At 62.2% G+C, this 22,190-nt stretch carries 19 protein-coding genes, 4 tRNA genes and 1 riboswitch; of the genes, 15 read left to right on the forward strand and 8 right to left on the reverse strand.

The window, feature by feature from the left end; translation table 11 throughout:
* Positions 1 to 227: 227 nt before the first annotated feature.
* From KW821_RS11420 to mdtD, 5 genes are all read left to right on the forward strand, one after another.
* On the forward strand, positions 228 to 1,802 hold the full coding sequence (locus KW821_RS11420; RefSeq protein WP_218291529.1) for an EAL domain-containing protein: 1,575 nt from the start codon (positions 228 to 230) through the stop codon (positions 1,800 to 1,802).
* Positions 1,803 to 1,914: 112 nt separating this feature from the next.
* Positions 1,915 to 3,480 (forward strand): EAL domain-containing protein, encoded by a 1,566-nt coding sequence (locus KW821_RS11425; RefSeq protein ID WP_218291530.1) that lies wholly within the window; start codon positions 1,915 to 1,917, stop codon positions 3,478 to 3,480.
* 156 nt (positions 3,481 to 3,636) lie between these two features.
* Positions 3,637 to 5,031, forward strand: coding sequence for a D-arabinono-1,4-lactone oxidase (locus KW821_RS11430; RefSeq protein WP_218291531.1), 1,395 nt, complete (start codon positions 3,637 to 3,639; stop codon positions 5,029 to 5,031).
* 9 nt (positions 5,032 to 5,040) lie between these two features.
* Positions 5,041 to 6,168: a GTP-binding protein gene (locus tag KW821_RS11435; protein ID WP_218291532.1), complete on the forward strand. Its 1,128-nt coding sequence runs from the start codon at positions 5,041 to 5,043 to the stop codon at positions 6,166 to 6,168.
* An 80-nt stretch (positions 6,169 to 6,248) separates the two neighbouring features.
* Positions 6,249 to 7,643 (forward strand): multidrug transporter subunit MdtD, encoded by a 1,395-nt coding sequence (gene mdtD / locus KW821_RS11440; protein WP_218291533.1) that lies wholly within the window; start codon positions 6,249 to 6,251, stop codon positions 7,641 to 7,643.
* 42 nt (positions 7,644 to 7,685) lie between these two features.
* On the opposite strand, the gene KW821_RS11445 is transcribed toward mdtD, so the two are convergent.
* From KW821_RS11445 to folB, 3 genes are all read right to left on the reverse strand, one after another.
* Positions 7,686 to 8,147, reverse strand: a complete 462-nt coding sequence (locus tag KW821_RS11445) for a YbaK/EbsC family protein (RefSeq protein ID WP_218291534.1) — start codon at positions 8,145 to 8,147, stop codon at positions 7,686 to 7,688.
* A gap of 106 nt (positions 8,148 to 8,253) precedes the next feature.
* Positions 8,254 to 8,763 (reverse strand): 2-amino-4-hydroxy-6-hydroxymethyldihydropteridine diphosphokinase, encoded by a 510-nt coding sequence (folK, locus tag KW821_RS11450; RefSeq protein ID WP_218291692.1) that lies wholly within the window; start codon positions 8,761 to 8,763, stop codon positions 8,254 to 8,256.
* 38 nt (positions 8,764 to 8,801) lie between these two features.
* Positions 8,802 to 9,173, reverse strand: coding sequence for a dihydroneopterin aldolase (gene folB / locus KW821_RS11455; RefSeq protein WP_218291535.1), 372 nt, complete (start codon positions 9,171 to 9,173; stop codon positions 8,802 to 8,804).
* A 171-nt stretch (positions 9,174 to 9,344) separates the two neighbouring features.
* On the opposite strand from folB, the gene plsY reads away from it, so the two are divergent.
* The 7 genes from plsY (at position 9,345) to KW821_RS11490 (ending at position 13,027) form a co-directional block, all read left to right on the forward strand.
* Positions 9,345 to 10,007, forward strand: a complete 663-nt coding sequence (gene plsY / locus KW821_RS11460; RefSeq protein WP_042641224.1) for a glycerol-3-phosphate 1-O-acyltransferase PlsY — start codon at positions 9,345 to 9,347, stop codon at positions 10,005 to 10,007.
* Between the two features lie 47 nt (positions 10,008 to 10,054).
* Positions 10,055 to 10,130 (forward strand) — tRNA-Phe (locus KW821_RS11465).
* 52 nt (positions 10,131 to 10,182) lie between these two features.
* A tRNA-Thr gene (locus KW821_RS11470) sits at positions 10,183 to 10,258 on the forward strand.
* 3 nt (positions 10,259 to 10,261) lie between these two features.
* A tRNA-Phe gene (locus KW821_RS11475) sits at positions 10,262 to 10,337 on the forward strand.
* A gap of 44 nt (positions 10,338 to 10,381) precedes the next feature.
* Positions 10,382 to 10,457 (forward strand) — tRNA-Asn (locus KW821_RS11480).
* Positions 10,458 to 11,037: 580 nt separating this feature from the next.
* Positions 11,038 to 12,057: an OmpA family protein gene (locus tag KW821_RS11485; protein WP_218291536.1), complete on the forward strand. Its 1,020-nt coding sequence runs from the start codon at positions 11,038 to 11,040 to the stop codon at positions 12,055 to 12,057.
* A gap of 373 nt (positions 12,058 to 12,430) precedes the next feature.
* Entirely contained in the window at positions 12,431 to 13,027 is a 597-nt protein-coding gene (locus KW821_RS11490; RefSeq protein WP_042653188.1) for a Yip1 family protein, read from the forward strand.
* Positions 13,028 to 13,112: 85 nt separating this feature from the next.
* Here KW821_RS11490 and KW821_RS11495 read toward each other — a convergent pair whose 3' ends face one another.
* The 4 genes from KW821_RS11495 to treR form a co-directional block, all read right to left on the reverse strand.
* Entirely contained in the window at positions 13,113 to 13,760 is a 648-nt protein-coding gene (locus KW821_RS11495; protein ID WP_371317606.1) for a sugar O-acetyltransferase, read from the reverse strand.
* Positions 13,761 to 13,763: 3 nt separating this feature from the next.
* Positions 13,764 to 15,425, reverse strand: coding sequence for an alpha,alpha-phosphotrehalase (gene treC / locus KW821_RS11500; RefSeq protein ID WP_218291537.1), 1,662 nt, complete (start codon positions 15,423 to 15,425; stop codon positions 13,764 to 13,766).
* A 91-nt stretch (positions 15,426 to 15,516) separates the two neighbouring features.
* Complete coding sequence (gene treB / locus KW821_RS11505; protein ID WP_218291538.1) at positions 15,517 to 16,941, reverse strand: PTS trehalose transporter subunit IIBC; 1,425 nt, start codon at positions 16,939 to 16,941, stop codon at positions 15,517 to 15,519.
* Between the two features lie 191 nt (positions 16,942 to 17,132).
* On the reverse strand, positions 17,133 to 18,080 hold the full coding sequence (treR, locus tag KW821_RS11510; RefSeq protein ID WP_218291539.1) for a trehalose operon repressor TreR: 948 nt from the start codon (positions 18,078 to 18,080) through the stop codon (positions 17,133 to 17,135).
* 154 nt (positions 18,081 to 18,234) lie between these two features.
* Between treR and KW821_RS11515 the strand changes: the two genes are divergently transcribed.
* The 3 genes from KW821_RS11515 to ansB all read left to right on the forward strand — a co-directional run bounded on the left by KW821_RS11515 (position 18,235) and on the right by ansB (position 20,786).
* The gene (locus KW821_RS11515; RefSeq protein ID WP_042653183.1) at positions 18,235 to 19,185 is read left to right on the forward strand and encodes an AEC family transporter; all 951 of its coding nucleotides are present in this window, start codon (positions 18,235 to 18,237) and stop codon (positions 19,183 to 19,185) included.
* Positions 19,186 to 19,403: 218 nt separating this feature from the next.
* On the forward strand, positions 19,404 to 19,598 hold the full coding sequence (locus tag KW821_RS11520; RefSeq protein WP_042653182.1) for a heavy-metal-associated domain-containing protein: 195 nt from the start codon (positions 19,404 to 19,406) through the stop codon (positions 19,596 to 19,598).
* 129 nt (positions 19,599 to 19,727) lie between these two features.
* Entirely contained in the window at positions 19,728 to 20,786 is a 1,059-nt protein-coding gene (ansB, locus tag KW821_RS11525; protein WP_218291540.1) for an L-asparaginase 2, read from the forward strand.
* Between the two features lie 100 nt (positions 20,787 to 20,886).
* Here the strand turns inward: ansB and KW821_RS11530 are convergent, their stop codons facing one another.
* Positions 20,887 to 21,873 carry a sodium:calcium antiporter gene (locus tag KW821_RS11530; RefSeq protein ID WP_218291541.1) on the reverse strand — a complete coding sequence of 329 codons (987 nt, stop codon included), beginning with the start codon at positions 21,871 to 21,873 and terminating at the stop codon, positions 20,887 to 20,889.
* Between the two features lie 89 nt (positions 21,874 to 21,962).
* A riboswitch (yybP-ykoY riboswitch) is annotated at positions 21,963 to 22,071 on the reverse strand.
* Positions 22,072 to 22,190 lie beyond the last annotated feature (119 nt).

Genomic DNA, 22,190 nt, shown 5'->3' on the forward strand with positions numbered 1-22,190 from the left:
GCCTGACGCTGGCGAGATAAGGGGAGGGGAACGCCCCCATGCCCCGCCATCCCCCTCGACGCATTTCTCTCTTTATTGAGTAAAAACTGATCTGGTTCGTGAGCGCAACGGATCGGCCGCTGTATCATGCCCCGCTTTTTTGGCTGCGACTCTGGGCCTCATGCCGGCGAGGTGCCGATGTCATGGGGCTGGTCGTTCTATCCGCCTCATTCCTGGATGGTCAGACAATGTTTCTATTGGGATTAGATGCCGCGCGCCCCTGCTGGCGGCTGTTATGTGCCTTGCTGGTGTTTGCGCTCCCGACCTCGGTGGGCCTGTGGGAGCTGCACAGCAACTATCTGCACACCCTGGACAAGCAATCCGAGCTGGCCGCCACCAAGGCGGTACGCCTGATGGAGGCGATGCTGCATCATGCCGAGGGGGCCAACAGAAACATCTTCCCGCTGATCAGGCACCCCTGCAAAACCTCGCTGCTGACCCTGCGCAGGGAGGTCACGCTGGCCCCTTTCGTCCGTAGCGCCAGCCTCATCAACGACTACGGGGTCTACTGCAACTCGCTGTTCGGGGATGTGCACTGGGAGGACGATGTCGGTGCCTACAGCGGGGGCTTCCTGCGCCTGCTGTCGGGCAATCCGGTCAGGGCCAATCACCCCATGCTGGCGGTGCGCACCGAATCGCAGGATGGGGCCGTGCTCAGCACCATTGACAGCGAATACCTGAAGCTGATGCTGGCCCTGAGTGCCCCGGTCTCGGGGGAGGTGCAGCTGCATGTGGGCAACGCCTGGCTGGATGAGAAGGGGCACCTGATGGAGGGCTATCACAGATTGCCGACCCTGGCGGTGCACAAGCTCAAGTCCGAGCACTATCCGCTCTCCGTCTATGCCGGTTTCGAACTGCCCTCCATCTGGGGGGCGCTGTGGCATGTCAGGCACCTGACCATCCTGATGCTGTTGGGCTTCTCGCTGTGCATCTCACTGCTGGTGTGGTGGCTGCTGGGGCGGCCACGCTCCATGGAGGGGGAGCTGAAGCGGGCGCTGCGGGCGCGGGAGTTCGTGCCCTATCTGCAACCGCTGGTGACCAGTGGCGACGGCAAGGTGATGGGGGCCGAGGTGCTGATGCGCTGGCAGCACCCGAGCTCGGGTCTGATCCGCCCCGACCTGTTCATTCCCCAGGCCGAGGAGTGCGGGGTGATAGTCCCCATGACCAGCCAGCTGATCCAGGCGGTGGCCGTGCAACTGGCGGCCCGGCAGGACAAGCTGCCGGACGGCTTCCATGTCGGACTCAACATCAGCGCGGCCCATTGCCGGGATCTCTCCCTGCTGGAGGAGTGCCGCGGCTTCCTCGCGCACTTCATCCCGGGCCGGGTGGTGCTGGTGCTGGAGCTGACCGAGCGCGAGCTGCTGGTGGCGGACGCGCACACGCTCTCCCTGTTCAAGCAGCTGGACGAGATGGGGGTCAAGCTGGCGGTCGACGACTTCGGCACCGGCCATTCCAGCCTCCTCTATCTGCAGCAGTTCCACGTGGACTATCTCAAGATTGACCGCTCCTTCATCGGCCGGATCGGCACCGAGTCCCTCTCCGAACACATAGTGGACAACGTCATCGATCTGGGCTCGCGGCTGGGGCTGGCGCTGGTGGCGGAAGGGGTCGAGACCGAGGCGCAGGCCGACTATCTGCGCGACAAGGGGGTCGACTATCTGCAGGGCTACCTGTTCGGTCAGCCGATCCCGCTGCCGCAGTTTTGCGCCGAGCTGCAGCCGGAAGCCGGGTCGGCGGAGCCGAGGCTCGCGGATCTTGCCTAGGGGCGCCTCATGGCGCCCGCCAGAACATCTTCGTGTGGTTGTTTTTTGTACGGTTAGGCCTGGGTTCAGTTTCTATCGTTAACATGGCGGTCCTTGTGCAGCAGGACCACCCATGACCTATTCCCCCGCGTTCGACACGGCTCGGCCCTGGCTGCGTCTGACCATCACCTTGCTGGTATTCACACTGCCCATGCTGCTCGGCAGCTGGGCGTTGTACAGCCGTTATCAGGCGGGTCTGTTGCTGGAGTCCAATCAGGCGGCGGATCGCGCCATGACCATGCTGGAAAACATGCTGGGGCATGCCAAGGAGGCTAACCGCAATGCGTTGCCGCTGCTGGGCAAGCCCTGCGAAGCCGTGCTGTTCGATCTGAGGGAGAAGGCGGCCATGGAGTCTTTCATCCGCTCGGTCAATCTGGCGCATCAGGGCAACATCTACTGCACCTCCTTCTTCGGCTCCTATCAGATGCCCTATGCGGCGGAGAAATACAGCCAGGGGCAGCTGCTGCTGAGCAACAGCAGCCCCGTTCGCAATGGTCACCCCTTCCTGGCGGTGCGGGCCGTGCAGGGGGAGGCGTCCACCCTGGCGCTCATCGATGGCGACTACCTCAGCTTCATCCTGAGCCTTCATATTCCCTCCCTCGAGCTGATGCTGAACGTCGGTAGCCACTGGCTCGATGAGCAGGGCAACTTCTTCAGCGAGGCCCCCGCCTTGTCCGGCGATGCCCATGTCATGCTGCGCTCGCAGGATTATCCCCTCGCCATTTACGTGGGGCAGAAGTTTTCCACCAGCTGGCAAGGGTTGTTGCAGCACCGTTGGTTTGGACTGCTGGTGCTGATGGGGATCTGCATCGGCTTTGCCCTGCTCATGTGGTGGCTGCTGAGTCGTCCCCGCTCCCCGGCCAACGAGCTGGCGCGCGCCCTGCAGGCGCGGGAATTTGTCCCCTTCCTGCAGCCCCTGGTGTCGACCGATGGCGAGCGGATCATGGGGGCCGAGGTGCTGATGCGCTGGCAGCATCCGAACGCGGGCCTGATCCGCCCGGACCTGTTCATCCCCCAGGCGGAGGTCAGCGGCCTGATCGTGCCCATGACCAGCCTCATCATGGCGGAGGTGGGTCAGCGGCTGGCCGCCGAACAGCGGCGTCTGCCCGAAGGTTTTCACATCAGCTTCAACATCAGCGCGGCCCATTGCCGTGACTACATTCTGCTGAGGGAGTGCCGCGAGTTTCTCGCCCGCTTCGAGCCGGGCAAGGTGGTGCTGGTGCTCGAGCTGACCGAGCGCGAGCTGCTGGTGGCGGATCCCCATACCCTCTCGCTGTTCAGGCAACTGAACGAGATGGGGGTCAGGTTGGCCATGGATGACTTCGGCACCGGCCACTCCAGCCTGGTCTATCTGCAGCAATTCAATGTGGACTACCTCAAGATCGATCAATCCTTCATCGGCCGGATCGGCACCGAATCCCTGTCCGAGCACATAGTCGCCAACGTGATCGATCTCGGCCACCGGCTCGGACTGACCCTGATCGCCGAAGGGGTCGAGACCCGCCAGCAGGCGAATTATCTCAAGGGCAAGGTGACCTACCTGCAGGGCTATCTGTTCGGTCGCCCGGTGCCGCTCCGGCAGTTTTGTGCTGTGCTGCGGGCGGAGGCGGCCAGCCGGGCCATGTCGCTCGCCAGCTGATCGCGCTTGGGTCTTGCGATGGCCGCCAGCATCCCCGCTTTGCATGGGTCAGGCCTTCGTTATCCACCCCCTCGACTGTAGGGGCTTGTTTTTCATGCCTTGCGGCTCACTTTTCGGTAGAATTGACGCTCATTTTGAAGTCAGATGAGGCGCGGTATGACGGTCAGGTTCCAGGCATTTCACAGCATCAAGGCGATTGGCAATCGAGAGGTGCTGTTCAACTGGTCCAGGACCAACCCCCTCGGTGCGCTGGAGCAGGTGTGGCGCCCGACCAGCCGCGACCAGCTGCAACGCCTGCTGCGTGAACATCCCGAGCGCAAGCTGCGGCTGATCGGCTCAGGGCTCTCCTTCGAACCCATTCACAGCGTCTATGCCGAGGGCAGCCAGGCGCTGCTGGTGGACTTGCATCATCTGCGCGGCCAGCTCAGCAAGACGGAAGACAGCGTCACCTATCAGGCGGGGACGCCGCTTGATACCGTCTATGGGGATCTCATCGCCATGGAGCGGATGCTGCCCGCCTCGCCGGGGGTCATCGGCATCCAGACCCTGGGGGGCGCGCTCAGCACCGGCACCCACGGCCAGGGGCTGCACCAGTCCGCCCTGTGCGATGCGGTGGAGGCCATGACCCTCATGCTGGCCAATGGCGACCTCATCCGGGTTGATCGCACCGACCCGCGCTTCGGCGCCTTCGTGATGGGCATGGGGATGCTCGGCGTGCTGCTCGACGTCACCCTGCGCACCGTGCCGAACCGCATCATGCGCTGCACCAAGTTCACCACCGATTACCCCTTCCTGCTGGAGCACAACGAGCGGCTCAACCGCGAGCACGGCTTCGTGAAGAGCTGGTGGTTCGCCTGGACCGGCGAGAGCCACATCTGGCTGGTGGATCCGGCCAGTGACGAGGAGGTAGATCGTTACCGCGCCGCGGGCAGCGAGCCGCTGCTGCTGGAGGGGGACATCGACGCCCGCATGAATGCCACCATAGATGCCACCCTGCAGAAGATGGCCAAGGACACCAAGGATGAGGCGCGGCTCGGGGAGCACTTCGAGACGGTGCGCCGCTTCAAGGACGCCTCCGATCTGGTGGGCAACGTCTACCAGATCCTCTGCAAGGGGATACCGGCGCCCCAGATCAACTGCGAGGTGGCGGTGCCGCTGCATCGCATGGCCGAGGCGCTGGAGATCCTGCAACGCTGGCAGCAGGCCAACCCCGGCGTGCTGCACTACCCCTTCATCCTGCGCTGCACCGGCCCCTCCGAGGCCTGGCTCAGCGCGGCTTATGACCAGTCGGTGTGCTGGGTCGGCTTCCTGGTCTATCTGGCGGCGGATGGCACCTTCGTTAATGGCTCCATGGAGCAGATGCGCGAGCTGCAACAACTGTTGGTGCCGCTCGGCGGCATTCCCCACTTCGGCAAGCACCTGGCGATGGATCTCTACGACTTCCCGGCGCTGCTGCCGCGCTGGCACGACTTCCTGGCCCTTAAGGCCGAGCTCGATCCCCAGGGGCGGTTCGAAAACCGCTGGCTCGCCGATCTGTTTGCCAACCGATGAGGCGCTAACATGACCGATATGCAAGATACCCGCATTCCCGTCACCCTGCTGACCGGCTTCCTCGGCAGCGGCAAGACCACCTTGCTCAACCACTGGGTCAAGCAGCCCGAGCTCGGCGAATGCGCGGTGCTGATCAACGAGTTCGGCTCTGTGGGGCTGGATCATCATCTGGTGCAGCAGGTGGACGAGCAGGTGGTGCTGCTCGATTCCGGCTGTATCTGTTGCTCGGTGCAGGGCTCCCTGGTGGAGGCGCTGCAGGGGCTGTTTATGAAGGCCATCCAGCGCAAGATCAAACCCTTCAAGCGGCTCATCATAGAGACCACCGGGCTGGCGGATCCGGCCCCCGTGCTGTTCACCCTGAAGGAGGAGGGCTTCATCGCCCAGCGTTACCGCTTCGATGGCACAGTCACCGTAGTGGATGCCGGCCATATCGAGCAGCAGCTCGGCCAGCAGTATGAGGCGGTCAAGCAGGTGGCGCTGGCGGATCTGCTGGTGGTGAGCAAGGGCGACCTGGTGGAGACCGAGGTGCTGGCGCGGGTGGAAGCCCGGCTGGCACTGCTCAACCCGGCGGCGCCGATCCAGCGGGTGAGCAATGGCGAGCTGTCGCCGACCGTGCTGGAGAAGCTCGGCGCCTACAACGAGGCGGCGGGGCGCGATGTGCGCCAGCTGCTGGCCTGGCTGCGCACCGAATCCCCGAAGCAGGGGCTGGCCTCGCCACTGCAGCCGAGGATGACGCCGGTCGCGGCCAGGGTGGGCACCGCCACCCCGACCCACTTCGAGCACGGCAACATCGAGAGCTTCTCCCTGCGCATCGGCGAGCCACTGAAACCCTCCCGGCTGCTGGCGGCGATCGATGCGGTGCAGGCCCAATACGGCGATGCCCTGCTGCGGCTCAAGGGGATACTGCTGCTGGAGGGAGAGAGTCAGCCGGTGGTGATCCACGGCGTCCACGGCCAGCTCTATCCGCTGCAGACCCTGGGGGAGTGGCCGGAAGGACGGGCCCAGTCCAGGCTGGTGTTTATCGTCAAGAGCCGGGACAAGGCCGGGATCGAGACCCTGTTCCTCGAGACTCTCAAGGCACCTGAGCCCACGCTCGAAGCGCAGCTCAGAGCCATGCTCGGCCAGCCGGATGCCTGATATCCTGATGTGACCCGCCCCTGTTTTCAACGAGTGCGGGTCTCTTTTTAGGTCAAGACAACAAGGAGAGGTTGCTGCCCATGCCCGAACACTCGCACCTGGTTACCCCTGCCCAACGCAAGTGGCTGCCCCTGCTGACCGCGGTCGGCTTCTTCATGCAGACACTCGATGGCACCATACTCAACACCGCCCTGCCCAGCATGGCCGCGGCGTTGGGGGAGAGCCCGCTGCAGATGCAGTCGGTGATCATCGCCTACATGCTGACGGTGGCGCTGCTCATCCCCGCCTCCGGCTGGCTGGCGGACAGATTCGGCACCCGCCGCGTCTACCTGGCGGCCATACTGCTGTTCACCCTGGGTTCCCTGGCCTGTGCCGCGGCCAACAGCCTGCCCATGCTGGTCGCCGCCCGGGTGCTGCAAGGGGTGGGGGGGGCTTTGCTGATGCCCATAGGGCGCCTCGCCGTGCTGCGGGTCTACAGCAAGCATGAGCTGCTGCGGGTGATGTCCTTCGTCACCATCCCGGGTTTGCTGGGGCCGTTGCTCGGCCCGGCGCTGGGGGGCTGGCTGGTGGAGGTGGCGAGCTGGCACTGGGTGTTTCTCATCAACCTGCCGGTGGGGCTGATCGGTTTCATCGCCACCTGGAGCTTCATGCCTGACTTGCGACAACACACCGCCAAGTTTGACTGGCAGGGTTTCGTGCTATTCAGTGCCGGTATGGTGTTGGTATCCGTCGGTTTGCAAGGGCTGGGGGAGCACAGTATATCGACTGGCTGGGCTTTGTTTGCCGTCCTGTTCGGTCTCGCCGCCATGGCGAGCTACTGGCTCTATGCCGCCAACACCGAGCAGCCCCTGTTCAGCCTGGCCCTGTTCAAGACCTCGACCTTCGCCATCGGCATCTGGGGCAACCTGTTTGCCCGTCTCGGCAGCGGCGCCATGCCCTTCCTGACTCCGCTGTTCCTGCAACTGGGGCTGGGCTTCTCCCCGAGCAAGGCGGGCATGACCATGATCCCGACCGTGATCGGCGCCATGCTGACCAAGACGCTGGTGAACAAGCTCATTCCCCGCATCGGCTATCGCCGCATCCTGATCGGCAATACTTTGGCGCTGGGGGTCATGATCGCCAGCTTCTACTTCATCGACAACCAGGTGCCCCACGGGGTGCTGCTGGTCTGGCTGATGCTGTTCGGTGCCATCAACTCGCTGCAATTCTCCGCCATGAACACCCTGACGCTGCAGGACTTGAGCGCCGACCATGCCAGCAGCGGCAACGGCCTGCTGTCGGTGGTGATGCAGCTCTCCATGAGCCTGGGGGTGGCCATCGCCGCCAGCCTGCTCGGGCTATTCTCCGCCGGGCAGCCGGCACAGGGCAGTGAGCAGTGGCTGGGTGGCTTCCACCTGACCTATCTCTGCATCGGCCTGATGTCCATGCTGGCGGCGCTGATCTTCGCCCAGCTGGCCAGGAAAGAGCAGGGGTGAGCGGGGCCTCGCGGCCCCGTTCGGTCAGATGAAAAGCAGTGATCAGGTCTGTGCCACGGGCAGGTAGCTGACCTGGCAGGGCAGGGCCGCCAGCAGGAAGGTCTGCTCCGGGTGGCCCGGGGTCCAGGTGAAGGCGTGGTGGGCCAGCAGGGCGGAGTCCACCAGCAGCGGGATGTCGGCCCGGGGCAGGAAGGGGCAGACTGCCCCCGGCAGGCAGCCGATCTCCGCCTGCATCTCCTGTGGCGTGCAGATGGAGGGCTTGGCCCCCAGGCTGGCCTTGACCGCCTTGTTGTCCAGCCGCCCGTCCCTGTGGGTCAGCAGCAGGGCGAAGCGGCCATCCTTGAACTTGAGGAACAGGGTCTTGCTGAATTCCGCCTGCCAGCCGAGGCGTGCCTTGACCCGCTCGTCGGTGGCGTAATCCAGGATGGGTTCGTGTTGATAGCGCTGGTGGGGCAGAGTGCTCAACAGCTGGCAGTTGAAGTCATGAATGGTATCGAGTGGCATTGTGGTCTCCGGTATCAGGGCCATGCTGCCAGTCGCCGGGGCTTGGGCCCAATCACTCTTTCTGATGGCCGATAAGCACAAGGGCACCGCGAGGTGCCCTTGTGCTTCAGTGAGGCTGCAATTCGCACGCCGCCCAGTGGAAGGGAATGGGGCTGAGTCGCTGCGATGCCTTGTCGTAGGCTTGCCACAGATCCCCCAGGGTACGGCCATCGGTGGGATGGCGCAGGCTGGGTGCCAGCTCGGCCAGCGGCCAGAGCACGAAGGCGTTGCTGAGGATCTCGCCGCGGGGCAGTGCCACCGGCGCCTCGCAGACCAGATCCCCATAGAGCAGCAGATCCAGATCCAGGGTGCGCGGGGCGAACTTCTTGGCGTCCGGCTCGCGGCCATGGGCGAACTCCACGGCCCGTAGGCGCTGGCACAAGATCGCCAGCGGCAGCTCGGTGTCGGCGCCCACCACCAGGTTGTAGAAGGGGCGACCGGCAAAGCCCACCGCCTCGCTCTCGAACACCCGAGAGACCTCAAGCTCGCCAAATTCGGCCTGCAGGGCATCGAGCCCGGCCCGGATGTGGCGCTCTCGCTCGATGTTGGAGCCCAGGCTGATGTAGATGCGGGTCATGCTGTCACCGCCCTGATCGTCATCGGTACGAATTCCCATCACTGGGCACTCGCGGCCGGGGTGCGGTGGCGCAGGATCTCGACGCCGACGCCGGCTGCGTTGGGCACGGCGCCCGGTTTGGTCAGCACGACCCTGACCCACTGCACCCGCTCATCGGCCAGCACCAGGGCGGCGACCTGCTCGGCCATGGTCTCGACCAGCTCGACTATGGTGCCGGCGGCGTGATCACAGATCTTGCGTGAGAGGGTGGCATAATCCAATGCCAGCTTGATATCGTCGGTTGCGGCGGCGGGGCGGTTGTCAAAGCCCATCTCGAGATCGAAACAGAGCTTCTGGCGAATGCCTTTCTCCCACTCATATACCCCTATGGTGGTCAAAACCTCGAGTCCGCGAATAAACACCTTGTCCATGACAGTACTTCTTCTTTACTCTTGATGGGCTGTGAGAACAGCGCAGGGATGCAGGTCTGGCCAGCAGATTGCTGCTGACGGTCGGTTTGGGCGACACGCTGTTGGGCAACCCCAAGCCAGAGAATGTGGCCCGCATCATACCCCATTCATATCGTGGTAAAAACGACCAAGATGACGGCCCTGACGATTTTGATGATTATTCTGGCCTATCTGGGCGGCTCGCTGTCCAGTGCCGTGCTGGTCTCCCGCATCAGGGGGCTGCCGGATCCTCGCGATCATGGCTCCCACAACCCGGGGGCGACCAATGTGCTGCGCCTCGGCGGGCGGATGGCGGCGCTGGTCGTGCTGCTGCTCGATGTGCTCAAGGGCACGGCGCCCGTCTACCTCGCCTGGTATCTGCAGATCAAGCCCATCTACCTCGGCTTCATCGGCGTGGCGGCCTGTCTCGGTCACATGTATCCCATCTTCTTTCACTTCCGGGGTGGCAAGGGCGTCGCCACGGCACTGGGTACCATGCTGCCCATCGGTTTTGCCATGGGGGGCGCGGCGATCGCCACCTGGCTGCTGGTGCTGCTGGTGAGCGGCTATTCGTCGCTGGCCTCCATCGTCACCGTGCTGCTGACCCCGCTCTTCACCTACCTGCTCAAACCAGAATACACCCTGCCGGTCTCCTTGCTCTCCTGCCTCATTCTGATCCGCCATCACGAGAACATCACCCGCCTGTTGAAGGGAGAGGAATCTCGACTCTGGGGCCGTCGGGAGGTGGCTTCACCTGCGGAAGTGATAAAAACGGGCGATGCTGCGCAAAAAAGAGACGAACGAGACGGAAAGTGAAATTTCCCGTTGACCACCCGCCCTAAAATCCGTTTAATAGCGCCCACGCCCAGATAGCTCAGTCGGTAGAGCAGGGGATTGAAAATCCCCGTGTCGGCGGTTCGATTCCGTCTCTGGGCACCAAGTTTTGGTGCCATGAAGTGAAAATGTGTTCATGCACAGTGGTTTAAAGTGTGCCGGCTTAGCTCAGTAGGTAGAGCAACTGACTTGTAATCAGTAGGTCACCAGTTCGATTCCGGTAGCCGGCACCATTTGCCCAGATAGCTCAGTCGGTAGAGCAGGGGATTGAAAATCCCCGTGTCGGCGGTTCGATTCCGTCTCTGGGCACCAATTAAGGATGATGAGATAGCGATATCTTGCATCCAAAGTACAATTCCTCCTTAGTTCAGTCGGTAGAACGGCGGACTGTTAATCCGTATGTCACTGGTTCAAGTCCAGTAGGAGGAGCCAACACAAAAGCCCAGCTGCAAAGCTGGGCTTTTTCTTTGCCTGTTTTTCACGGTTGGCTGATCTGGGGACAGGTTTGCTGGGCGCTATCGATATATCGCAGACCCCTCTTTTTCTTGATACCGTCTTTAAAAGCCGGATCTTCGATGGCCATCCGCTGTCTCGATTTCCTCGGAGTTCTTCTATCGGGATGATGGGGGGCCGTATATCCGGTACTAAAGATATATCTCTTCCTTAATTAAGCCGGTAGAGAAGTGGCGGGCTGTTAATCCATGTGTCACTCGGAGGAGCCAATTTCAAAAAGATCTTTGTCGCAAGACAAGGGTCTTTTTTCATGGGCTCGATAATCCTATGACTATTCACTCAGTCACCATACATCACTAACATCCCAGGGCATAAGAAGCCCGCTATTGAGTAAAAACGTTTTTCTGGTTAAAGCCGAGAAGTGCATGAAAAACAAACAGTAAAATGAGTGGTAAATAGTCTGGTTGCTTAAGGTCCTGTACATGATTTCGCCTATAGAATAGTGGCCATACATAACAAGGGCTGAACGCCCACCATTTAGCATTGATGAGGCTATACGATGAACTTACGACTGACTCCTGTCTGGATTGCACTGGCATTGGCAAGCACTGCAGCTCACGCTACCGACGACATCTATTTTGGTGCCGGTGTTGGTGCTGCTCACTTTAATGGCCTGAACAAGGTAGAAGGCGTTGAGAGTGGTACCGAAGACGCGTTCACCGGTAACCTCTTCATGGGTTACAACTTCAACGAAACCTTCGGTGCCGAACTGGGTTACCAGTACGCCGGTCGTGGCAATACCAATAGCGGCAACAACAACAACGCCTACGAAAATCAGGGTGCCACCCTGTCCGGTATCGCCCGTCTGCCGTTGGGTGAGGATTTCTCCCTGTTTGGTGAAGCCGGTGCCTACTGGTCCCATACGCACGGCTTTGGCATGACGGATTCCCGCGTTTCGCCGATGGCTGGCGTCGGTCTGACTTACAAGCTGAACGATGCGCTGGATCTGCAGGCTCGTTACCGCTACATGTGGGACGTGGCTGATCTGACCACCTACACTGGCGAACAGTACAAATCCAACCAGAGCGTAGCGACGCTGGAAGCGGTGTATCACCCGTTCCGCACCTCCTATGTTGAGCCTGTTGCTGCACCCGTCGTTGCAGAAGCGGCCCCTGTGGTTGTCGAGAAGAACTTTGCCCTGAACTCAGACGTGCTGTTTGCCTTTGGCAAGGCAGAACTGAAGCCGGAAGGGGTTGAAGCCCTGAACGGTCTGTATCAGCAAATCGTTGAATTCCAGCCGAAAGATGGCAGCGCCGTCGTTGTCGGTTACACCGACCGTATCGGTTCCGAGGCTTACAACCAGCAGCTGTCCGAGGCGCGTGCCCGCACCGTCGCAGACTTCCTGGTGAGCAAGGGTCTGGCCACCAGCAAGATCTCCATCGAAGGTCGTGGCGAAGCCGACCCGGTAACCGGCACCCAGTGCGATGGCATCACCGCCAAGGATCAGCTGGTCTCCTGCCTGTCCCCGGACCGTCGCGTCGAAGTCCGCGTTTCCGGCGTGCAGGAAGTACAACAGTAATCTGACTCAGCTCAGATAATGCGAAGAGGGGATGCCATGGCATCCCCTCTTGCTTATCCGCGATGCAGACATGAAAGATGGTTGTGACGAGTGGCTCGAGAGGCGCCTGCATGTTGCATGGCGAGCCATTGCTTCGCATGTCACCGCTTCGAGTCCAGCCCCAGAGCGCAATTCAAGAGCCCGGCCGCAACGCCGGGCTTTTCTGTTTCTGTGGTTCCCGGTTCCTTCCTTGACGCCCGGGGAGGGGAGCAGCTTTATTTAAAGCTAGCCGTAGCGGTTGCAATGGACGGCCCGTCGAGCGATGCAACAATGATAGAGAGGAGCGCGAGCGGTATACGACGATTCACAATCCAAGCTGAAAAGGAATAACGCTATGATATTAAACCACTTATGGGGATTGTATGCCCATCCTCACACCGAATGGCATACCATAGACGAGGCGCACGACAGTTTCAGAAACAGTCTGACCCATATTCTTATCGTGGCCCTTATCCCGTCAGTCTGCGCCTATTACTCCGCCGTCCATATCGGCTGGAGCATAGGTGTAGGCGATCCCATCACCCTGACCTCGGACAGCGCCTTCATGCTGTCGGTGGCCATGTACGTGGCGCTGGTCATAGGGGTGTTTGCCCTGGCCTATCTGGCGCACTGGATGGGTCACACCTTCGGCTCTGACCCCAGCTACACGACGACACTCGAGCTGGCAGCCTATACCTCCACCCCGCTGTTCATGGTCGGGCTATCGGCCTTCTACCCCCATCTCTGGTTCGTCATGATCATCGGCCTCATCGGGCTTAGCTACTCCGTCTACCTGCTCTATGTCGGCGTCCCTATCCTGATGCACATTCCCAAGGAGCAGGGATTCATCTATGCCAGCTCTGTGGTCACGGTCGGATTGGTGCTGCTGGTCTGCGTGCTGGCGACCACCGCCGTTCTGTGGGGCTCTGGCTTCGGTCCTGTGTTTACCTAGCGAGGCAGGGGCCTGCACCAGGTCCTTCATCGGAAATGACAAAGGCGCCTCTATGGCGCCTTTGTCATCGTTCGATACAGGTTCACTACGCCTCCGCAGGGCCCATCCCTGCCAGCTCCTCCGCCGTCATGGGCCTTAGCACCTTGCAGGGATTGCCGACGGCGACCACATTGGCCGGAATATCCCTGGTCACCACTGAGCCGGCGCCGATGACGCTGTTATTGCCTATGGTGACGCCGGGGCAGATCACGGTGCTGCCGCCGATCCAGACGTTGTGGCCGATCCGCACCGGCTTGCCGAACTCGACCCCGGCCACCCTAGGTACCACCGCGATCGGGTGGGCGGCGGTGTAGATCTGCACCCCAGGCGCCAGCAGCACGTTGTCGCCGATATGCACCTCGCACACGTCGAGGATGGTGCAGTTGACGTTGGCGTAGAAGTTCTCACCTAAAAAGATATTGGCGCCATAGTCGCAGAAGAAGGGCGGGTTGATGGCACAGGAAGCGCCGCGGCTGCCGAGCAACTCGCGCAGCAGGGCGTCCCGCTCGGGCTTCTCCTGCCAACAGGTGTTGAAGCTGTGATAGAGGAAGCGGCAGCGCTCGCGCGCAGCCTTGAGCTCGGGGTCAGCCGCATCATAGGGCTGCCCCGCCACCATCTTGTGCCACTCCTGGCCACGCTCTGGCTGAGCGCCCTGCTGCGACTGGGTTGCCACCATGGTCGTTGCCTCAGTCATCATCTACTCCACCAGCCAGATCAGGGATTCATAGGGCCGCAGCCGGCAAGACTGCAGTCGGGTCGGGCTGTCCGGGTAGTTGCCAAGCAGCAGGCGTCCCTCGCCTGCCTGCATCCCTTCGGGCAGGGCAAAGTCCGCTGGCTCGCCGTAGAAGTTGCTCACCACCAGCAGGCGTTGGCCATGCCAGCTGCGGCTATAGGCCCAGAGGCGCTCGTGGCCCGGCAGCAGCTCCTGATAATCCCCCTGAGTGAAGATGGGGTGCGCCTTGCGCAGGGCAATCAGATCCCGGTAGTGCCAGAACACCGAGTCGGCGTCGGCCAGCGCGGCCTCGGCATTGATCTCGGGGTAGTTGGCGGCGGGTTTGAGCCAGGGGGTGCCTTTGGTAAAACCGGCGTTGGTGGCGGCGCTCCACTGCATGGGCGTGCGGGAGTTGTCCCGCGACTTGGCGCCGAGGATGGCGAGGATCTCCGCCTCTGGCACCCCTTCGCCCTGCTTGATGGCGAAGATGTTGCGACTCTCCACATCCTGATAGTCATGGATGCTGCCATAGCCGGGGTTGGTCATGCCGATCTCCTCCCCCTGATAGATGTAGGGGGTGCCCTGCAGGCCGTGCAGCGTGCTGGCCAGCATCTTGGCGGCCGCCACCCTGTGCTCGCCCTCGTCGCCGAAGCGGGAGACGATGCGCGGCTGATCGTGGTTGCACCAGAACAGGGCCGACCAGGCCTTGCCGTGCATGCCGCTCTGCCAGTGGTTGAAGATGCGCTTGAGCTCGAGGAAATCGAAGGGGGCCTTGGTCCACTTGTCACCGTTCGGGTAGTCGACCTTCAGATGATGGAAGTTGAACACCATGGAGAGCTCTGAGCCATCCAGCGCGCCGTAGCGCTGGCAGTGCGCCAGCGAGGTGGAGGACATCTCGCCCACCGTCATGGCGCCCACCGGGGCGAAGACATCGCGGCTGATATCCTGCAGGAATTCGTGAATGCGCGGCCCGTCGGTGTAGAAGCGGCGGCCATCGCCCAGGTCGTCGTTCGGGAAGGCCTGATCCTTGGAGATGAGGTTGATGACGTCGAGCCGGAAGCCATCGACCCCCTTGTCGGCCCAGAAGTGGATGACCTTCTTCACCTCGGCCCGCACCGCCGGATTCTCCCAGTTCAGATCCGCCTGCTCGCGGGCAAACAGGTGCAGATAATACTGGCCGGTAGCGGGGTCCAGCTCCCAGGCACTGCCGCCAAACTTGGACTGCCAGTTGTTGGGCACGCCGCCCGCCACAGGATCTTGCCAGATGTAGTAGTCGCGATAGGGACTGTGCTTATCCCCCATGGCGGATTTGAACCAGGCGTGCTCGGTGGAGGTGTGGTTAACCACTATGTCCATCACGATGCGGATGCCGCGCTCGTGGGCCGCCGCCAGCAGCGCCTCGAAATCGGCCATGGTGCCGTAGGCGGGATCGATGGCCAGGTAGTCGGCGATGTCGTAGCCGTTGTCCACCTGGGGGGAGACGTAGACCGGGGTCAGCCAGAGGGCATCTATCCCTAAGGTCTTGAGGTAGTCGAGGCGGGCCATGATCCCCTTGAGATCGCCGGTACCGCGGGCGCCGGAATCCTGAAAGCTCTTGGGGTAGATCTGGTAAATCACGGCACTCTGCCACCAGGGAGTCTGTTTCATGGTCGGGTCGCTCATCTTGTTGAAACGGGTAACGGATTGAAAAAGGACGATAAAAAGGGCGGAGCCTGGGCTCCGCCTCCGTGTCAGGCGCTTAGGCGGCAGTCAGTTCCAGCTTGCCAGCCGCCTGCTGGCGTTTGTAGACCAGCAGGGTCAGCGCCAGGGGCACCACTATGGCCACCAGCATGGCGACGGCATAGATGGCCCAGTATTGCGGCTGGATGGAGAGGATGCCCGGCAGGCCGCCGACCCCTATGCCATTGGCCATCACCCCGGCGAAGCCGCAGATGAGGGCCGCGCAGCTCGAGCCCACCATGGCGCACAGCATGGGGAACTTGTACTTGAGGTTGATGCCGTACATGGCCGGCTCGGTCACGCCGAGGTAGGCGGAGATGGCGGCAGGCACCGAGATCTCCCGCTCGTTCTCCTTGCGGCTGATCAGGATGATGCCCACCACCGCGGACGCCTGGGCGATGTTGGAGAGCGCGATCAGCGGCCAGATCGGGGTGCCGCCCATGCTCTGCATCAGCTGCAGGTCCACCGCGTTGGTGGTGTGGTGGATACCGGTGATGACCAGGGGGGCGTAGAGGAAACCGAACAGGGCCGCGCCTATGGGAGCGAAGGAGCCGGTCATGGCGGCCTTGGCGGCGAAGCCGACGCCTTCACCAATCCAGCGGCCGAAGGGGCCGATCAGGGTGTGGGCCAGGATCACCGCCAGCAGCAGGGAGATGAAGGGCACTATCACCAGGTAGAGATAGGCCGGGATGATGCGCTTGAGGTTGGTCTCGATATAGGCGAGCGCCACCCCTGCCAGCAGGGCCGGAATGACCTGGGCCTGATAGCCCACCTTCTCGATGACGAACAGACCGAAGTCCCACACCTCGGGCACCTGCTGGCCGATGGCGTAGGCATTCATCAGTTGCGGCGAGACCAGGGTGATCCCCAGCACTATCCCCAGGATCTCGGAGCCCCCCATCTTCTTCACCGCGGACCAGCAGACGCCGACCGGCAGGAAGTGGAAGATCGCCTCACCCAGCAGCCAGAGGAAGGCGTGCACCTGGGCCCAGAACTGGCTGATCTCAGTGAGGGTCTTGCCATCGAACATCTTGATGTCGCCGATGACGTTGCGAAACCCCAGGATCAGACCGCCGGTGATGATGGCGGGCAGCAGCGGCACGAAGATCTCCGCCAGGTGGGAGATGCCGCGCTCCAGCGGGTTCATGTTGTGGCGCGCCGCCTGCTTGGCGGCATCCTTGCTGGCACCGCTGACGCCGATCTCCTCGGTGAGCGCCTTGTACCACTGCTCCACCTCGTTGCCGATGACCACCTGGAACTGGCCGCCCTGGGTAAAGCTTCCCTTCACCGCCGGTATGGTCTCGATGGCCTTGGAGTCGGCCTTGGCCGGGTCATTGAGCACGAAGCGCAGCCGGGTCAGGCAATGGCTGACGGTGGCGATGTTCTCCTTGCCGCCGATCTTGTCGATAAGCTGGGCCAGATGTTGTGCGTTGATCTTGGACATGAGTCTTCCCTCTGTGACTCTATTGAGTTTGGTATGCATCACCCTGTAGGGCCAGCCTGCTGACCCAAGTGTTCTTGGTATAGTTCCTATTTAGCATGCTACCAATCGCTCCCGACAGAAATGGGAACGTTCCCATTTCGTGGTGAGAGTCACAGAATGTGCGAATTTCGCTCAGCAACGAGTGATGAGGCTCACAACAGCTGGCAGGGGGCTATGGTGGCTTGCGGCGATCTGCCCTGCTCGATCTGACCGAGCAGCTGGCGTGCGGCTTGCTCCCCCGCGCCCTTGTAGCCGAGATCCAGGCTGAGGGCGTTGGGGAACAGGAAGCTGAGCAGGGGATTGTTGCCAAGGCCGGTCACCAGCACCTCGCCGCGGCCTTGCTCCTGCAGGTATTTGGCCGCGCCCATGGCGAGGGTGTCGCTGGCGCAGACCAGCGCCTGGGTGGTGGGGGTGAGCAGCTCGGCCGCCAGCCGATAACCGCTCTGCAGGCTGAGATCCCCGAGCGCGGAGCGCGGTAGGCGACCCTGTTCCCGGCAGTAGGCCAGATAGGCATCCAGCCGACGCTGGCCGGTGGTGACATCCGAGGCATCCACCCCCAGATAGGCGATCTCCTGGATCCCGCGTCCTTCTAGTTGCGTCAGCATGGTACGTACCGCCCCCCCATCGTCGAAGCAGACCGAGGAGAAACCGGGGGATTCGCGGGCCACCAGCACCAACCTCTCTCGCAGCGGTGTCATGGCGGCATAGTCGAGATCGTTGAAGGCAAACAGGATGATGCCATCCACCCCGCGCCGCGCCAGCACGGCCAGGTGTTCGCTTACCTTGTCGGGGGAGAACTTGCTCTCCATCAGCACGGCGTCGTAGCCGCGGGCGTAGAGGGTCTCCAGCATGCCGCGCACCGCCTGGTTTTCCGAGCTGGAATCGAGCCGGGAGACGATGATGCCCACCACCTGCTGGCTCTGATTGCGCATGGCCCTGGCCGACTTGCTCGGCACGAAGCCGTGCTGGGCGATGACCTGCTCCACCCGCTCGCGGGTCTGTGGCTTGACCTTGGGATCCTGATTGAGCACCCGGGAGACGGTCGACTTGCCGACGCCACAGAGACGGGCGATGTCGAGGATGGTCAGTTTCTTTTCCATAGGTCGGGTGCTTTCCACATCAGGGCTGCGAGGTCATTGCCCACATTGTTGTGATTAACCCCTGTGAATACAAGCCCATGGCGTTAGAATGGCGGCTCTTCCCCTCTCCATTCCGGCTGGCGGCCTGCCGCTCGCATCGCACAGGACGCGCATCATGGATCTGTTGGCAAGTCTGCACTTCTCCCTCTCCATCACGGGCCCCATCTGCATGGTGCTGCTGCTCGGGATCTGGCTCAAGCGCCTCGGTCTGTTGCCAGACAGCTTTGTCGAGTCCGCCTCGCGGCTGGTGTTCCAGGTCACCCTGCCGGCCCTGCTGTTCCTCAGCATGGTGCGCACCGACTTCTCCACCATGCCGAGTCCCTGGCTCATCCTCTACGGCTTGCTGGGCACGCTCGCCGCCTTCCTGGTGCTCGAGGCATTGGCGTCCCGTTTCATCGCGGAGCCGCGCCAGCGCGGCATCTTCGTGCAGGGCAGCTTTCGCGGCAACATGGGGATCATGGGGCTGGCCTATGTGCAGAATGCCTATGGCCCAGAGGGGATAGGGGCCGCGGCGCTGCTGGTGGGGGCGGTGACGGTGCTTTACAACATTCTCGCTGTCATCACCCTGACCCGCAGTCTGGGGGGAGGGCGGGGGATCAGGCCGATCCTGAAGGGGATCGCCAAGAACCCGCTGATCATTGCCATACTCTCGGCGCTGCCGTTCGGCCTGCTCGGCATCGAATTGCCGCAACTGGTCATCACCACCGGCAACTACTTTGCCAACATGACCCTGCCGCTGGCGCTGCTGTGCACCGGCGCCAGCCTCAATCTCAAGGCCCTGCGCGGCGGTGCGACGCTGACCGGCTGGGCCACCGCCAACCGCCTGTTCTGTATTCCGGTGCTACTGGTGGTGGGGGCCTGGGCGCTCGGTTTCAGCACCCAGGCGCTCGGCATTCTGTTCCTGATCAGCTCCACGCCGACGGCGGCCGCCAGCTATGTGATGACCCGCGCCATGGGCGGCGACAGCGTGCTGGCCGCCAACATCATCGCCACCACCACGCTCGGTTCATTGATCAGTACCAGCCTGGGCGCCGCCCTGATGAACTACCTCGGGCTGATGGGCTAGCGATGCATCCGATGACGGCGTGTTCGCCGTCAATATGTCATCGCCACCACCACCCTGGGCTCGCTGATCAGCACCAGCCTGGGTGCCGCCCTGATGAACTACTTGGGACTGATGGGATGAGGGTGAATACAGGGCATGTTTACTGATGACGAGCGGGGCTTGACCTTGCCGCTAGCGGTAGCTTTAGGCTGAGATCACATCAACAGAGGAGACATCTCATGACCATAGAACTCAAAGTATCCGGCATGTCCTGCGGTGGCTGCGCCGCCAGTCTGCAAAAGGCCCTGCTGGCCCAAGGCGCCGTCAGCCAGGCCCGGGTCGACTTTGGCAGCAGCAAGGCCGTCATCGAGAGCGAGCTGAGTAAGGCCGAGTTGATCGCGCTGATCGAAGCCAAGGGGTTCAGTGCGGAGTGATTTATCCCTATATGGGTAAAAATCAGACCAATATTCTGTTTACTTGTTTTTATTGTTGAGAGTGATCACTTAAAAACGATTCAAAATGGATGAAAATGCTGCAGTCAACTAACCCAAAAGGATTGCAGCATGACCCACCCTATCCGCAAGACCCTGCTCGCCGTCGTCCTCGGCATGACCCTCTCCCCCATGGCCATGGCTCTGCCCAGCGTGCACATCCTGGCGACGGGCGGCACCATTGCCGGGGCGGGACAGTCCGCGACCCAATCCAACTACGAGGCTGGCAAGGTCGCCATCGAGACGCTGATCGCCGCCGTGCCCGAGATGAAGAACATCGCCGCGGTGCAGGGGGAGCAGGTGGTCAAGATCGGCTCCCAGGACATGAATGACGAGGTGTGGCTCAAGCTGGCCAAACGGGTGAATGAACTGCTGGCCAAGGATGACGTGGATGGCATCGTCATCACCCACGGCACCGACACCATGGAGGAGACCGCCTACTTCCTCAACCTCACCGTCAAGAGCGACAAGCCGGTGGTGCTGGTCGGCGCCATGCGCCCCTCCACCGCCATGAGCGCCGACGGCCCGCTCAATCTGTACAACGCCGTGGTCACCGCCTCCGCTCCCGACTCCAAGGGCCGTGGCGTCATGGTGGCCATGAACGACACCGTGCTGGACGCCCGTGACGTCACCAAGACCAACACCACAGGGGTGCAGACCTTTGCCGCCCCGAACTTCGGCCCGCTCGGCTATATCCACAACGGCAAGATCGACTACCAGCGCAGCCCGGCCCGCCTGCACACCAGCAAGACCCCGTTCGACGTGAGCAAGCTCGACAAGCTGCCGCAGGTGGGCATCGTCTACAACTACGCCAACGCCACCGATCTGCCCGCCAAAGCCATGGTGGATGCCAAATTTGACGGCATCGTCAGCGCCGGGGTGGGCAACGGCAACCTCTACCACACCCTGTTCGATACCCTGGCCAAGGCGAGCAAGGATGGTATCCGGGTGGTGCGTTCCGCCCGCGTGCCGACCGGCGCCACTACCCTGGATGCCGAGATCGATGACGCCAAGTACGGCTTCGTGGCCGCCGGCACCCTGAACCCGCAGAAGGCGCGCATCCTGCTGATGCTCTCCCTGACCCAGAGCAAGGATCCGGCCCAGATCCAGCGCTGGTTCCAGCAGTTCTGATCCCGGGGCTCCCGGGCTGACATAACCCCATGAAAATAAACAAGGGCAGGATCTCATCCTGCCCTTTCTCATGGCGTCATGCTCACAAACCAGCGCGCCCTCAGCTCACCCCCAGCCAGCCACAGGAAGCGAGATAGACCAGCCCCACCCAGGCGAGCCTGGTCGCCGTCATCCTCCCCCGGCGAAAGCCCCACCACAGCAATACCACCGCCAGCAGGGTCACCAGGGAGGAGACCAGCATGGTGCTGTCCAGCAGCCAGGGGGTGAACAGCAGGCAGAACGCCTTGGGAATGGTGCCCTGGATCATCATGGCGCCGGAGATGTTGGCCAGCGCCAGCCGGTTCTTGCCCTGGCGCACCCAGATCAGCACGTTCATCAGCTCCGGCATCTCGGTCGCCACCGGGCTCAGCAACAGGGCCGCCAAGGCGGGGGAGAGGCCGAGCAGTTCGCCCATGCTCTCCAGCTGATGAACAAAGAGTTGAGCCGCCAGCGTCACCGCCAGCAGCGCCCCCAGGGTCTGCAGCAACACCTTGCCCGGCGCCGGGATCCTGGCCCCGGGCTCCAGCTTGAGGGGGTCCGGCAACGAGACCTCATGGCTGTCGGTCTGCCTCAGCTCACGCCGCACATAGACCAGATAGATCAGCACGAACAGCGGCGCCAGCCAGGCCTTGCCGTCGAAGCTCACCATGCCGAGCGCCACCGCCACCAGGAAGATGCCGGCAAACCAGAGTTGATCCCGGCCTATCTCCCGTTGCACTGCCTCCTCGATGACCCTCTGCTCGGGGCTAAGGCAGAGCAGCAGGGTCAGGCCGACGGCGGCATAACCCAGGGTGGAGAGTACCAGCGGACCGCCGAGGGCTGCACCTATCCCTATCTGTTGCTGAGCAGGGGCATCCCCCATCAGCAGGGCGCTCAGGGTGACGATGCACTCCGGCAACGCCGTGCCGAGGGCGGCAAGCAGGGAGCCGGTGGCGCTCTGGGATAATTTGAGGTGATGACCGGTCCATTCGATGCCGTTGACGAAATATTCGCAGGCGAGATAGATGGTGACGGCGGAGAGCAGGAACAACAGCAGGGTGATCGGCATGATGGGCAACCGCCAGGCGAGCAGAACAACCGATGGACCCGATACGGCTCGCCTGGCTGGCTAGCATATCGAGGCCAAAGGTCTTGCAGAGCGATAGATGCTATCGCCGCCCATGCCATGGACCGAAAGATCCAAGAATGTTGACATGAGCCCTGCCCGGATCACGGGCGGGTTGCTACTCCCCAATGACAGTACAGGTTTTTTACCAACCTGGTGGCCGTCTCACAAGGGAAATTAATAATAATGGGATCAACAAGTTGTAAGGGGATGTAACGCCCGGTCTGTTTCCTTGCCCACCTCCGCCACGCATTGGCACA

It is taken from the genome of Aeromonas sp. sif2416 (assembly GCF_019218665.1).
Classification (GTDB): Bacteria; Pseudomonadota; Gammaproteobacteria; order Enterobacterales; family Aeromonadaceae; genus Aeromonas; species Aeromonas encheleia.